Origin of the sequence: Streptomyces sp. NBC_00663, assembly GCF_036226885.1 — a bacterium.
Lineage (GTDB): Bacteria > Actinomycetota > Actinomycetes > Streptomycetales > Streptomycetaceae > Streptomyces.
This window is the reverse complement of sequence record NZ_CP109027.1, coordinates 407,366-421,224: the sequence shown is the minus strand read 5'-3', so window position 1 is coordinate 421,224 and position 13,859 is coordinate 407,366. Positions and strand designations below refer to the sequence as shown.

13 protein-coding genes are annotated in these 13,859 nt (G+C 69.8%); 8 read left to right on the top strand and 5 right to left on the bottom strand.

All coding sequences use genetic code 11. The features are described 5' to 3' along the window. The first annotated feature begins 66 nt into the window (after positions 1–66). From OG866_RS01965 to OG866_RS01950, 4 genes are all read left to right on the top strand, one after another. Entirely contained in the window at positions 67–663 is a 597-nt protein-coding gene (locus tag OG866_RS01965; RefSeq protein WP_329331508.1) for an RNA polymerase sigma factor, read from the top strand. Next, entirely contained in the window at positions 660–1,634 is a 975-nt protein-coding gene (locus OG866_RS01960; RefSeq protein ID WP_329331507.1) for a CU044_5270 family protein, read from the top strand. The genes OG866_RS01965 and OG866_RS01960 overlap by 4 nt, the downstream gene beginning before the upstream one ends. Before the next feature lie 262 nt (positions 1,635–1,896). After that, a complete protein-coding gene (locus tag OG866_RS01955; RefSeq protein WP_329331506.1) occupies positions 1,897–2,928 on the top strand; it encodes a C40 family peptidase in 1,032 nt (343 codons plus the stop codon). A gap of 137 nt (positions 2,929–3,065) precedes the next feature. Then, entirely contained in the window at positions 3,066–3,398 is a 333-nt protein-coding gene (locus tag OG866_RS01950) for a putative quinol monooxygenase (RefSeq protein ID WP_329331505.1), read from the top strand. Between the two features lie 254 nt (positions 3,399–3,652). Here the strand turns inward: OG866_RS01950 and OG866_RS01945 are convergent, their stop codons facing one another. After that, positions 3,653–3,994 carry an SCO0607 family lipoprotein gene (locus tag OG866_RS01945; protein WP_329331504.1) on the bottom strand — a complete coding sequence of 114 codons (342 nt, stop codon included), beginning with the start codon at positions 3,992–3,994 and terminating at the stop codon, positions 3,653–3,655. A gap of 193 nt (positions 3,995–4,187) precedes the next feature. After that, positions 4,188–5,210, bottom strand: coding sequence for an LLM class flavin-dependent oxidoreductase (locus OG866_RS01940; protein ID WP_329331503.1), 1,023 nt, complete (start codon positions 5,208–5,210; stop codon positions 4,188–4,190). 133 nt (positions 5,211–5,343) lie between these two features. On the opposite strand from OG866_RS01940, the gene OG866_RS01935 reads away from it, so the two are divergent. Both OG866_RS01935 and OG866_RS01930 read left to right on the top strand, forming a co-directional pair. Then, complete coding sequence (locus OG866_RS01935; RefSeq protein ID WP_329331502.1) at positions 5,344–6,450, top strand: hypothetical protein; 1,107 nt, start codon at positions 5,344–5,346, stop codon at positions 6,448–6,450. 52 nt (positions 6,451–6,502) lie between these two features. Beyond that, a complete protein-coding gene (locus tag OG866_RS01930) occupies positions 6,503–6,967 on the top strand; it encodes an Lrp/AsnC ligand binding domain-containing protein (protein ID WP_329331501.1) in 465 nt (154 codons plus the stop codon). A 117-nt stretch (positions 6,968–7,084) separates the two neighbouring features. Here OG866_RS01930 and OG866_RS01925 read toward each other — a convergent pair whose 3' ends face one another. Continuing rightward, positions 7,085–8,323, bottom strand: a complete 1,239-nt coding sequence (locus OG866_RS01925; protein ID WP_329331500.1) for a cellulose binding domain-containing protein — start codon at positions 8,321–8,323, stop codon at positions 7,085–7,087. An 88-nt stretch (positions 8,324–8,411) separates the two neighbouring features. Further along, complete coding sequence (locus OG866_RS01920) at positions 8,412–10,058, bottom strand: glycoside hydrolase family 27 protein (RefSeq protein ID WP_329331499.1); 1,647 nt, start codon at positions 10,056–10,058, stop codon at positions 8,412–8,414. 299 nt (positions 10,059–10,357) lie between these two features. Between OG866_RS01920 and OG866_RS01915 the strand changes: the two genes are divergently transcribed. Continuing rightward, positions 10,358–11,968 (top strand): glycoside hydrolase family 43 protein, encoded by a 1,611-nt coding sequence (locus OG866_RS01915; RefSeq protein WP_329331498.1) that lies wholly within the window; start codon positions 10,358–10,360, stop codon positions 11,966–11,968. Between the two features lie 122 nt (positions 11,969–12,090). Beyond that, complete coding sequence (locus OG866_RS01910) at positions 12,091–13,056, top strand: glycoside hydrolase family 6 protein (protein ID WP_329331497.1); 966 nt, start codon at positions 12,091–12,093, stop codon at positions 13,054–13,056. Between the two features lie 205 nt (positions 13,057–13,261). Here OG866_RS01910 and OG866_RS01900 read toward each other — a convergent pair whose 3' ends face one another. Next, on the bottom strand, positions 13,262–13,408 hold the full coding sequence (locus tag OG866_RS01900) for a hypothetical protein (protein WP_329344595.1): 147 nt from the start codon (positions 13,406–13,408) through the stop codon (positions 13,262–13,264). Between the last annotated feature and the right edge of the window lie 451 nt (positions 13,409–13,859).

Here is a 13,859-nt window from a genome sequence, read left to right as displayed (position 1 = left end):
AGTACAGGGTGTGAACACTCACTGCCATCCTGGCACTCACCGACGCGACCAACGGACGGACCGTCCATGACCGACCTGGCCGGCAGCGACGCCGAGCTCATCGCCGCCTCACTCGAGGAACCCGAGCGTTTCGCGGCGCTCTTCGACCGTCACGCCCCGGCGATCCACCAGTACGTAGCCCGCCGGCTCGGCCGGGACGTGGCTGAAGATGTCACCGCCGAGACGTTTCTGACGGCCTTCCGGATACGGGACCGGTTCGACCCGGCCCGCGCCGGCGTCCGGCCCTGGCTGTACGGCATCGCCGCCAAGCAGATCGGCAGGCAGCGCCGGGAGGAGGTCAGGGCCCTGAAGCTGCTGGCCCGCACCGGCCATGACCCGGTCGCCGACAGCTGGACCGACTTGGCCGACGACCGCATCGCCGCCGAGGCCGCCGCCCGCCCCCTGGCCGGCGCGCTGGCCCGTCTCTCCGCAGGCGACCGGCACGTCCTGCTGCTGTTCGCCTGGGCCGATTTCGGCTACCAGGAGATCGCCGAAGCCCTGGACATCCCCGTCGGCACCGTCCGCTCCCGCCTCAACCGCGCCCGCCGGAAGCTGCGCACCGCCGCCGGCGCGGCCGACGGCCCCCTCATCGAAGCTCGCATCCACGAAGGTGACCCCGCATGAACGAGCTCTCCGCACTCCGCGGCCTGCGCGCCGACGCACCCCTTCCCGACCCGGACGAGCTCGCCGCGCCGCGGGCCCGGCTCACCGCGGTGTTGCGGGAGACCCGCCCTCAGCGCGCCGCGCCTGCCAGGCGCCGGACGCTCCTGGTCGGCGCTGCCACCGCGGGGGCCCTCGCCGTGACCGCCGGGATCGTCGCGACCCTGCCCGAGGACGGCACCCGCGCCTCCGGGAGGAAGGGCCCCCAGGTGCTGTCGGCAGGAGCCTCTGCCGACGCCCTGGAACTGGCCGCCGCCACCGTCGAGCGGCACGACGGCACTGAACCCGGCCCGAAGCAGTGGGTGTACGAGAAGAGCGCGGTCTTCGTCCAGGGCAAGCCGCAGAGCAGTGAGGAGTGGACCCGCTGGGACGGCACCGGGCACGCCAATCTGCCCGGCATCCCCCCGTCCGGTGACATCTCGGACTTCGACCCCGACGAGCTCCAGGTCTGGTACGGCCCCAATCAGGAGGAGAAGTGGAAGAAGGAGGGCTACGACGACCGCTCCCAGCGGCAGTTCTACCGCTTCCTCGCCACCCTCCCCTCCGACCCCGACCGGATGATGAAGCGCATCCGTGAGGAGCACGCCATCGGCTCCGTTGACGGGGAGACGCGCGCGCAGCGCGACTGGCGGGAGATCTCCGTTCTGTACCGGTCGGTGCTGATCCCGCCGAACGCCCAGGCGGGTCTGTTCCGTGCTCTCGCGAAGATCCCCGGAGCCCGGGTGACGACCGGCGTGAAGGACCCGCTCGGCCGCGCGGCGATCGGCGTGCGCGTGACCTACGCCGAGAAGACGCCCTCGGGCTGGCAGGGCAAGCAGGAGTTCTTCTTCGAGCCTGGGAGCTACGCCTACCTCGGGGAGTCCCGGGACGACGGAGAGATGGTCAGCGCCCGCGCCGCCTGGGGCGTCGTCGACAAGCCCGGCGCCCGCCCCTGAGCACACCCGTGAGGGGCGCGCGGTGTCCTGCCCGCGCCCCTCGTCATACCGATGCCGGGTCACCGAGGCCGCGCCGCAGAACACGCTGTGATGGGCGGGTTGTGAGCGATTTTTGCGCCAACAGTGCAGAACGCGACTGAAATTGTGCGCTCCAAACTTTGAAATGGTCACAAGAAGATCACTAAGGTGAGGTCTCGAACCTTCGCACAGATGATCGCTCACACGAGGTGGGTGGCGGTGGAGGGAGAAGGAGTTCGTCCCCGTGGCGCTTCACCGCCGACCCAAGCCGCAGAGCCGCACCCGCGTGAGCGTGCTCACCGCGACCGCAGCCGCCGCGGTGGCTCTCACCTCGCAGGCCGCCAACGCGGCCCCCAAGCCCACGAAGACCGAGGTGAAGGCGCAGGTCGACAAGCTCTACGAAGAGACGGAGCGGGCCACCAACCAGTACGACGGGGCCAAGGAGAAGCAGGAGAAGCTTCAGAAGGAGATCGGCGCGCTCCAGGACGAGGTCGCCCGCGGTCAGGACGAACTCAATGAACTGCGTGCGGGCCTCGGTTCGATGGCCAGCGCCCAGTACCGCTCGGGTGGCATCGACCCCTCGGTCCAGCTCTTTCTCTCCGCCGACCCGGACGACTACCTCGACCAGGCCTCCACGCTTGAATCGCTGTCCGCGCAGCAGTTGACGTCGCTGAAGAAGGTCCAGGTCAAGCAGCGCAAGCTGGCCCAGCGGCGCGCCGAGGCCACGGAGAAGCTCAAGGACCTCGCCGATACCCGCACCGAGCTCGGCGAGAAGAAGAAGGAGATCCAGGCCAAACTCGGCAAGGCGCAGCGGCTGCTGAACTCCCTGACCGCCGCCGAGCGTCAGGAGATCGCTGATTCCGAGGAGCGTGCCAGCCGCACCGCTTCGGAACGTGTCGACCTCGGCGGCGAGGTGGCCGCCTCTCCCTTCGGTGCCGCCGCCCTGAACGCGGCCGCCACTCAGGTAGGCAAGCCGTACGCCCGGGGCGGCACGGGCCCCAACTCCTACGACTGCTCGGGCCTGACGCAGTGGGCCTACGCGCAGGCCGGTATCCCCATATCCCGCGTCACCTACACGCAGGTCAACGACGGAACCCACATCGGCATGAGCGCGCTCAAGCCCGGTGACCTCGTCTTCTTCAACAACACCGAGCACGTCGGCCTCTACGCGGGCAACAACCAGGTCCTGCACGCCCCGTACCCGGGCGCCTATGTGCGCTACGAGTCGATGAGCACGATCGGATCGTTCCAGTTCGGCGTACGCGTGGCAGGCTGAGCCCCGGCACACATCCGGTGCCTGGGCGCCGCTTCCCTGGGCTCCTCGCGTGAATCATCCCGGCGCCGGCAGTCGCAGGGTGCGACACGGGGGCTGGGTGATCCATCCTGGACTCACGCCACCACAGAGGAGACCTGATGATCTTCATCACCGCCAAGTTCCGGGTCCTGCCCGAGCACGCGGACGAATGGCCGCAGATCAGCGAGGACTTCACCCGCGCCACCCGAGCTGAAGCGGGCTGCCTGTGGTTCGACTGGTCCCGCAGTGTCGAGGACCCCACCGAGTACGTCCTCGTAGAAGCCTTCCGTGACGGCGAGGCCGGCGCCGCGCACGTCGGCTCCGAGCACTTCCGTGCCGCGCAGCGGACTCTGCCGCCATATCTCGCCGAGACACCGCGGATCGTCAACGCGACGATCCCGCAGGACGACTGGTCCGAGCTGGGTGAGATGGCCGTGGCGGAACGGGACTGAGGCGCATCCGAACGCCGCTTCCCTGCGGAGGTAGAGGTGAGGAGGTCAGGACGCGCCTCTGAGCCGAAGGGAAGGGCATCTCTTGCGCAGCAGCAGCAGCAGCCGTCGGTGGTGGTGGCCAACGCGGGCATCACGGAGGGCGGCCCGCCCGCCTTGGGCACGCGGCATGCTCCGCACCGCCGAGGGAGGCAGAGACAACTGGCCTCGCAGCGGCGGGAGTTGCTCTCACGCATCTGCCGCCGAGGTGGCTGCGATCAGCGTGCGTGCGGTAGGTCGACGATGTTGCCGTCCTCGTCGAGCGTGTGGGTCTCCCAGTAGACGTCCCACTTGTCGCCGACCTCCTGCGGCACCTTCCCCGCGGGATATCGCGCGTATCCCGCTGAGGGCTCTTCGTCGTCCGGGACGCAGGCGGAGCCGGTCGAACCCACGGCCAGGACGGGGTACTCGCCACCGCCGCAGATGTTCTCCTGGTATTCCCAGCCCGCGCATCCGGTGAGCGTCAGCACCGCGGCCGCGCTCGCCAACACGGCGGCGACGCGCACTTTTTGGGGCCGCGAGCCGGAAGCGGCGCGGCCCTTGCTGCGCGGCGTGATCATGGTGTCTCTCCCTCGTTCGGTGTGCCTCCACTCTCGTCGCCGGATGGCTGCCGCTTCCTGAGTACATGTACTCAGAGACAGCCGTCATGATGCTCAATGTGCCGTAGGACGTCGCCCGCGTGAGCGGTATCCACGGATCAGGTGTGCGGACGCGCCGGACTCACACCCTCCCGTGTTCCATCTCCCGCTCTGCTCAGCGCCAGCCCAGGGCCGGGGCGACGTGGGTCAGGATGTTCTCGATCACGTGGGTGTTGTAAGCGACTCCGAGCTGGTTCGGCACGGTGAGGAGGAGTGTGTCGGCGGCGGCGACCGCTTCGTCCTGGGCGAGCTGCTTGACCAGTACGTCGGGCTCGGCGGCGTAGGAGCGGCCGAAGATGGCGCGGGTGTTGGCGTCGATGTAGCCGATCTGGTCCTTGGAGTTGCCTTCACGGCCGAAGTAGGCGCGGTCGCGGTCGTCGACGAGCGCGAAGATGCTGCGGCTGACGGACACCCTCGGCACACGGGTGTGGCCCGCTTCCCGCCAGGCCTTGTGGTAGGCCTCGATCTGCTTGCGCTGCTGGACGTGCAGGGGTTCGCCGCTCTCGTCGTCCTTGAGGGTCGAGCTCTGTAGGTTCATCCCGAGCGTGGCCGCCCAGACCGCGGTGGCGTTGGAGCTGGATCCCCACCAGATACGGTCCCTGAGGCCTTCGGAGTGCGGCTCGACGCGCAGCAGCCCCGGCGGGTTGGAGAACATCGGGTTGGGGTTGGGCTCGGCGAATCCCTCTCCTGTCAGCACGTCGAGGAGCCGCTCGGTGTGGGCGCGTGCCATGTCGGCGTCGGTGGCCCCGTCAGGCGGCAGGTGCCCGAAGTGGCGCCAGCCGTCGATGACCTGCTCCGGGGATCCCCGGCTGATGCCGAGTTGCAGCCGGCCGCCGGAGATCAGGTCCGCGGCGCCCGCGTCCTCGGCCATGTACAGCGGGTTCTCGTAGCGCATGTCGATCACGCCGGTGCCGATCTCGATCCGGCTGGTGCGTGCGCCGATGGCGGCGAGCAGCGGGAACGGCGAGGCGTACTGCCGGGCGAAGTGATGGACGCGGAAGTACGCGCCGTCGGCGCCCAGCTCCTCCGCGGCGACGGAGAGGTCGATCGCCTGGAGCAGGGCGTCCCCGGCGGAGCGCGTCTGCGAGTGCGGCGATGGTGTCCAGTGTCCGAAGGAGAGGAACCCGATCTTCTTCATACCGCTTTCAACAATCAAGGTCGGTGTTCATTCCCCGCCGGGACGAAGGGGGCCGACGGTCCTGGAGGAGAAAACATGTTGGTCGGCCGCCGACGAGCTGGGAGTATGCGTCTGTTTCCCAGGCGGAGGACATTTGTTCGTTTTCGTATGCGCGGGATGCGGCGCCGAGCTGACCGCCCCGCTGTCCCAGGTCGCGCTGCCGGTGCACGCCCGTCAGAAGTACGGGAACGGGGCCCAGCTTCCCGTGCTCATGCGGTCAGGGACGTTTGCCGTGGACCCGGAGCCCTGGGGAGGGCCGTGGCGGATGTGGGACGAGATCGATCCCGGCGAGGCGGAGGCACGAGGCATCTACGCGCCGGTCCACGCCCTCTCCGACGGCACGCCCGGGGCGAGTGTCATCGCGCCCGGAGACATCCGTGGGACCCGGCTGATTCCTGAGAAGCGCGGCGGTGCCTGCTGTGGCCTCGACGGAGCCGACGGGCCCAACATGGCCTGCGCCGGATGCGACCTCCCCGTGGCGACCAGGGTCGACGACTGCTCACTGTGGCAGGTGGTGCGCCTTGGCCCGGACACCGTGCACCGCGTCCCTGTCGACGGCGTCCGCGCTGCGCCCGCCCCTTGGGCGGAGCTGGTGGAGCGGGAGGAGCCAACCTCCCCGTTCGAGCCGGTCGCCACGTGGGGAGGACGGTCGGGGACGAATCATTACTGGTCGTGGAGTCCGCGGTGGGAGGCGGCAGCCGGCCAGGCGCTCGCTCATCTGCTGGTCGCCTCCCAAGGGCAGCCGGTGAAGGTCCCGGACGGTCTGACCGCGGACGTCTTCCAACGCGCGCTCGATGCCCTGCTGCCCGCAGGCCTCCCGAAGCGGCGCGCCGTCCTGGCGGGACCGGGACAGCCCGCTCCGGACCCGGCCGCAGACATCCTCCTCGTACCGGTCCACCCCCAGACGGGCCTGACCTGGACCCCTCCTGTCCCGACCGCGCCGGCATACCCGGTACCTCTGCCCCTGGACGTATGGCTGTGGCTGGTCGCTCCCCAGCCCTGCTTGCCGTACCCCGCGTCGGGCCGCATCCCCCGAGACGTCCTCCGCGACGATCCGCTCCCGCTGCTCCCGAATCACCAGTTCCGGGCGGACGGGGGAACGTTCCGGCGCACCCTGGTCCGGCTGCCGGCCGTGCGCAGCCCGTGGCTGCGCACGATCCTCGACGACCTCACGCGGGGCAGCGCGGCCCACCTGTTCTAGCTTCGGTGGCGATGATGTCCAGCGCTTCGGCGATGCGGTCGTGGTGGGTGCGGTGGGAGACGACGCAGACGCGGAGGGTGCAGCGGGCGTCGACGACGGTGCTGGAGAGCACGTGCGCCGGTGGCTGTTGATCCGTTCCAGCAGGCGTCGGCCGGCCTCATCGGCCTCCCGGGCGGCGCCCTCGCTGTCGTCGGCGGGGCGGACGCGGAAGATCACGGTGGACAGGTCGGGGTGCTGCGGGACTTCCCTCAAGGTCGAGCACTCCCGCACCACCTCCCAGGTCGTCGAGGAGGCGCTGAAGGCGATCGACCACGTGGTCGCCTGCCACGTGGTCTCCGGCGACGCCGACTTCCTCGTCGAACTCGCCGTGCCGGACCTGCGCACCTTCGAAAAGGTGCTCACCGACCAGATCCTGGCCATCGGTCCGGTGCGCGACGCCCGCAGCACCTTCTGCGTCCGCACCGTCATCGACCGCGGCCCGCTTCCCCTCAACTCCTGGCCCGCGCCCGGTGCCTGACCGCCTGCGGCCTGGCCTGTGTGACGTGCCCGGCCGGGGCTCGTCGCGCTCGGCCCGCAGCCGCCACCGCACTCGCCCCGGCGTTCTGGCCGGGGCGAGGCGGTGTCACAGAAGGGGTCAGGACGCCGTGCAGGCAGTGCCGTTGAGGGTGTAGGAGCCGGGCGGGGCCGTGTCGCCGGTGTGGGTGGCCTGGAAACCGATGTCGACGGAGGCACCGGGGGCGATGGTGGCGTTGTGAGCGGCGTTCTTGGCGGTCACCCGGCCGGAGACGGGGGAGTACTCCGCGTTCCAGCCGGACGTGATGGTCTGGCCGTTCGGCAGGGTGAACCCGAGGGACCAGCCGTCGATGGCCGTGGTGCCGGTGTTGGTGAGGGTGATGCTCGTCGTGAGCCCGGTGTTCCAGGCGCTGACGGTGCCGGTGACCCGGCAGGTCGCGGTGCCGGGTGGTGGCTCGGAGGTCTGGAACTGGGTGAAGAACTTCCACACCTCCGCCGGCAGCCAGGTCCTGGAGCCGCTGTCTCCTGGCGCGCCGTCCTGGGGCGCGGCGATGTGTCCTTCGTCGAACGCGGCCCAGGCGACCGGATGTCCGGCCGAGCAGCCGGAGTAGGTGGTGATCCGGTGGGTCAGGCTGCCCTGCGCGGGCTCGGGCGGGTTCTGGGGGGTGCAGCCGTTGTTGGTGACGAACCTGTCCCGCAGCGCCCGCCCGCCGGAGATGCCGAGGACGTTGTCCCTGAGGCCGTGCACCCCGAGGTAGGCGATGGGCTGGGTGCCGCCGCTGCATCCGCTGAGCAGCCCGCCGCTCTGGACCGCGACCGCGCGGAAGACCGTCGCACGCGAACACGCAAGGGCGTACGACATGGCGGCGCCGTAGCTGAACCCGAGGGCGAAGCGCTGGGTGGTGTCGACGCACAGGTCCGCTTCGAGGCGCCTGAGCATGTCGTCGACGAAGGTGACGTCCTCGCCGCCGGTGTTGGCCCAGCCGTTGTTGAGGCCTTGGGGTGCGACGAAGACGGTGCTGTTGTTCGCCAGTCGCTGGAGTCCGTAGTAGGCCCAGGTGCCTGTTTCCACGGTGCGGCCGGTGGCGACGTCGGTGGAGGTGCCGCCCAGCCAGTGGAATCCGAACACCAGCCGGTAGGGGCGGTTGCGGTCGTAGCCGTCGGGGATGCGCAGGATGAAGTTGCGGTTCTTGCCGCCGCTGAGGATCGTGTGCGTGCCGCTGGTGAGGGTGGGGGTCTTGCCGCAGCCGGAACTCGGGGCGGCGGCACCGACGGATGCGCCCGCCGTCGCGGAGACCGCGCGCGAGGCGTTGCTGCTCTGGCCCTGGCTCTGGCTCTGGCCCAGCGCCGTGCCTGCCATGCTCAGGACGACCAGCGCCGCGACCACGGCGGGCCATAAGAGGGTTCTTGTCCTCGTCATGAAACTCCCCTTCTTGAAGCGTGGTTGCTCACGCGCCGGACCACTTCTGGTTGGCCTGGCCGTTGCAGGTCCACAGGACCAGCGCGGTCCCGTTGGCGGTGCCGGCCCCGCTGGCGTCGAGGCACAGGCCGGAGTGGGCGTTGCGGAGGGAGCCGTCGGAGCCGAGCGTCCACTTCTGGTTGTTCTGGCCGTTGCAGGGCCAGGTGATGACCCGGGTTCCGTTGACGGTGCCCTGGTTGTAGGCGTCCAGGCACTTGTCGCCGTAGACACGGATCTCGCCGCCCGCCCAGGTGGTCCACAGCTGGTTTGCGGCCGTGTGGCAGTCCCAGAGCAGGACCGTGGCCCCGGCGGCGGTGGAGGCGTTGTCCACGTCCACGCAGCGCCCGGACGCGTTGCCCCGCAGCCGGGACGTGGTGGCGGCCAGCGGGCTGCCGCCGGTCACCCGGAACGCGGCGACACCGTGCGCGGGGACGCTCGCCGAGATCTGCCCGGAGGCGCTGGACGTGGCGCCGGTCCACAGGTCGGTGAGGGTGAACGGGCCACCGGACAGGCCGACTTGGGCGGGTGTCGTGGTGACCGTCGCGGTGCTGTCGCCACGGTTGAACAGGCCCACGGCGACCGAACCGTCCGCGAGGGGCTTGGCGAAGACCTCGGTGGCGCCGTCGTCACGCACCCGGCGTCCGCCCGCGCCCAGCGGATCCTGGTCCACCGCCAGCAGGCGCGGGTTGCGCAGGATCGCGCTGACGTCGGCGGACATGGTGCGGATGTCGTTGCCGGCCATGAGCGGGGAACCCATCAGCGCCCACAGGGCGAAGTGGGAGCGGGACTCGGTCAGCGACAGGCCGGGCCGCCCGACGACCAGCATGTCGGGGTCGTTCCAGTGGCCCGGACCCGACTGCGCGGCCAGTGGCGCGGTCACGTCCAGGACGTTGCCGACGCCCATCGGGTAGCTGTTGGTGTTGCCGTTCTGCCAGATGTCGAGCAGATCCTCGGTCGTCCGCCACAGGTCGGCGACCTCACCCCAGTTGTACGTGGCGCCGGTGATGGCGTGGAAGCTGTTGGGGTTGATGGAGTAGACGATCGGCCGTCCGGTGGCGCGCAGGGCGTCGCGCATGAGCGTGAACCGCGCGACCTGCTCGTCACGGGTGCCGCTGGAGGAGCACCAGTCGTACTTGAGGTAGTCGACGCCCCACGAGGCGAACGTGGCGGCGTCCTGGGTCTCGTGGCCCTTGCTGCCCGTCGACCCGGGATAGGCGCCGCTGGTCTGGGCACAGGTGCGTTCGCCCGGCACCTGGTAGATGCCGAACTTCAGGCCTTTGCCGTGGATGTAGTCCCCGAGCGCCTTCATCCCGCTGGGGAACTTGGTGGGGTTGGCCCGCAGGTTGCCGGTCGCGTCGCGCTGCGGGTCGAACCAGCAGTCGTCGACCACCACGTAGCGGTAGCCGGCGTCCCGCATGCCCGAGGACACCATCGCGTCGGCGGCCTGGCGGACCTGGGTCTCGGTGATCCCGCACCCGAAGCTGTTCCAGCTGTTCCACCCCAGCGGCGGGGTGAGGGCCGGACTGCCCGGCGCGGCCGAGGCGGGGGAGTGGGCGGAGGCTGTCACGGACGCGGTGATGGTGAGGGCGGCGGCTGCGAGGAGGCGGAGCAGTCGTCCGCGTGAACGTCTGGGCACCAGGGGCTCCTTCTGAGGAGGTTCGAAATTTCGAGCCTCGTTCGGAAACTCGCGGTGACAGGGATGTTAGAGAGGTGCGCGCACATGTCAACACTTCTGACACGGGTGGCCGTTGACCTGCGAGAACACTGCCTCAACCGGCCCGAATGTTTCGACGTGTCATGCGATCGTGCGAGAAGTCTTGACGTTCCTTCATGGGCTTCTATCATCCAGGTTGCTCGGTGTGCCGATCCATGTTCGAGATTCCGAATGACGCGAGCCGCTCCCTCTGGAAACGAACCACGAGGAGGACGCCCCACATGAATATGTCATGGACTCATCAAGAACTTTCCCGGCGGCACGCGCTGGCGGCCGCCACCGGCCTCGCCGCGGGCGCCCTCCTCCCCGCGGCCCGGGCCTCCGCCCGGGCGGCGACTTTCACCAACCCGGTGATCTGGCAGGACTTCGCCGACATCGACGTCATCCGCGTCGGTGACACCTACTACGCCTCCGCCTCGACGATGCACTACTCACCGGGCGCGCCCGTCCTGCGCTCGTACGATCTGGTGAACTGGGAGATCGCCGGTCACTCGGTACCCACCCTCGACTTCGGCGCCAAGTACGACCTGAACGGTGCGCGCGGCTACGTCCGCGGCATCTGGGCCTCGTCACTGGCCTACCGGCCGAGCAACAGGACCTTCTACTGGCTCGGCCAGATCGACTTCGCCCGGACGTACCTCTACACCGCCACCGCCGCCGAGGGGCCATGGACCAGGCTGACGACGATCAGCACGCCCTACTACGACGCGGGACTGCTCGTCGACACCGACGACACCCTCTACGTGGCCTACGGCAACACGACCATCAGCGTGGCCCAGCTCTCGCCCGACGGCCGCACCCAGGTCCGCACCCAGCAGGTGTTCACGACACCGTCGAGCGTCGGCACCCTCGAAGGCTCCCGCTTCTACAAGATCAACGGGCAGTACTACATCTTCCTGACCCGACCCGCCAACGGCCAGTACATCCTCAAGTCCTCGGGCGGCCCCTTCGGTCCGTACACGATGCGGCAGGTCCTTCTCGACCTGCCCGGGCCGATCCCCGGTGGCGGCGTCCCGCACCAGGGCGGACTGGTGCAGACACAGCGCGGTGCCTGGTACTACCTGGCCTTCGTCGACGCCTACCCCGGCGGACGGGTGCCGGCACTGGCACCGGTCACCTGGACCCCGGACGGCTGGCCCGTCGTGCAACTCGTCGGCGGCGCATGGGGCACCTCGTATCCGAGTCCGGCCCTGCCCGCACCGCCCCGCGAGGTCACTCCCATGACCGGCGTGGACACCTTCGACGGCACGACCCTCAAACCGAGGTGGGAGTGGAACCACAACCCGGACACCACCAAGTGGGCGGTCGGCAACGGCCTGACCCTGCGCACCGCGACCGTCACCAACGACCTCTACTGGGCGCGCAACACCCTCACCCACCGCATCCAGGGCCCCACCTCCACCGCCACGGTCCTCCTGGACCACTCCGCGATGCGGGACGGCGACCGGGCCGGACTCGCGCTGCTGCGTGACTCCTCCGCCTGGATCGGCCTCAAACGCGACGGCGGTACGACACGTGTGGTGATGGTCAACGGGCTGACCATGGACGCCAACTGGAACACCACCGGCACCGGCACCGAGGCCGCGAGCGCACCCGCCCCGGGCAACCGCGTCTGGCTGCGCGCGAGCGCGGACATCCGCCCCGGTGCGGCCCGCCCCGGCACCTTCTCCTACAGCACCGACGGCACCACCTTCACCCGCCTCGGCCCATCCTTCTCGATGGGCAACGACTGGCGGTTCTTCATGGGCTACCGATTCGCCCTCTTCAACCACGCCACCCAGGCACTCGGCGGCACCGTCCGCGTCACACGTTTCGAGCTGTCCACACCCTGAACGAGCAATGGATCGCGCATCGCACACCCAACCCCACACTCCGCGGTGCGAGGAGCAGCACGAACCCGTCGAAGCGTTCCCACCGCCCCCGACATTCCCTACCAGGAAACCGAGGTCCCGTGATGAGCCGCAGACTCCGCACCCTGGCGGCAGCACTCTGCGCCCTGCCGCTGGCGTTCGCCGCCGCACCGTCCGCGCATGCGGCCGACCCCACCACCATGACGAGCGGGTTCTATGTGGACCCCGCTTCCACGGCGAAGCAGTGGGTGGCCGCCAACCCCGGCGACGGCCGGGCCCCCGCGATCAACGCCGCCATCGCCAACACCCCGATGGCCCGCTGGTTCGGCTCCTGGAGCGGCACCATCGGCACCGCCACCGGGGCGTACGTCGGGGCCGCGGACCAGGCCGACAAGCTGCCCGTCCTCGTCGCCTACAACGTCTACAACCGCGACTACTGCGGCGGCCACTCCGCCGGCGGAGCCGCGTCACCGTCCGCCTACGCCAACTGGATCGCCCAGTTCGCCGGCGGAATATCGGGCCGGCCGGCCGTCGTCGTCCTGGAACCGGACTCCCTCGGGGACTACGGCTGCATGACCCAGGCCCAGATCGACGAACGCGAGGCCATGCTCACCGGTGCTCTCACCGAGTTCAGCCGTCAGGCCCCCAACACCTGGGTCTACCTGGACGCCGGCAACCCGGGCTGGGCGAACGCGGCGACCATGGCCCGCCGCCTCCACGAAGCCGGCCTCCGCCAGGCCCACGGCTTCTCGCTCAACGTCTCCAACTACTTCACGACCGCCGAGAACACCGCCTTCGGCGACGCCGTCAACCGTGAACTCAGCGCCCGCTACGGCTACACCAAGCCCTTCGTCGTGGACACCAGCCGCAACGGAAACGGCTCCAACGGCCAGTGGTGCAACCCCTCCGGCCGCCGCATCGGCACGCCCACCCGGACGGGAGGAGGCGCCGAGATGCTCCTGTGGATCAAGACGCCGGGGGAGTCCGACGGCAACTGCGGCATCGGAACCGGCTCCAGGGCGGGACAGTTCCTCCCCGAGGCGGCCTACAAGATGATCTACGGATACTGATCCAGGACGGGGGAGTCAGTCCGTGAGCCAACCGGGGGTGACCCTGCGGTACTCATAGGCGAGGACGACGACTTGGGACCTGTCCCGGGCGCGCCAAGCTTGGCCATGATGCGGCTGACACGGGTCTTCACCGTCAGAGGTGAGACCACGAGTCGCGCGGCGATCACGTCGTCGGTGCACCCGGCGGCGATCAGGTCGCACGTAGTCAGCGCGTGACCACCTGCACCGCCGCCTGCCGCTCGTCGGCGCCTTCGAGGTCGTCCATGGCGGACGTGTGGATGTACATCAGCACCACGTCGGGCCGTAGTCGGCGGCAGGCGAGGAGGGGGGCGACGCGCCCGTCGGCGGCCACGTACAGGTCGTCCTGGTCGGCCCGCTCGGGCTGTTGAGGCGACCAGCTCGTCGATCCTGGACAGCCCGGGTGGGGGAGCGGCGGGAGTTTCTTCGTCGACCTCGCGCAGCACACCGAGGGTGGCGCGCAGTCTGGCCTCCTCCTGCGCATGGGCGACCTGGCCGTGGCGCATCGCGCTCAGGGCCCCAACCGCGACCTGCCATCCGGCAGCATGAACACGGCCGCGCGGTGACGTCCCCGGTGCCGGCGCCTCCAGGGGTGTCGACGACCCTCAGAGAACCGCGCGGCTATCGGTGTTGCGCATCACCAGGCGCGTCTTCTCGCCGGTGACCGGAACCAGTCCTTCGGTCCCTCATCGAGCGGCTGCCACGCGGTATCCGTCGTAGCCGTTTCTGGGACTACGAATGGAGCCGCCTCGACGATCCGGTGCTCGCCCTCACTCACCTGCTGG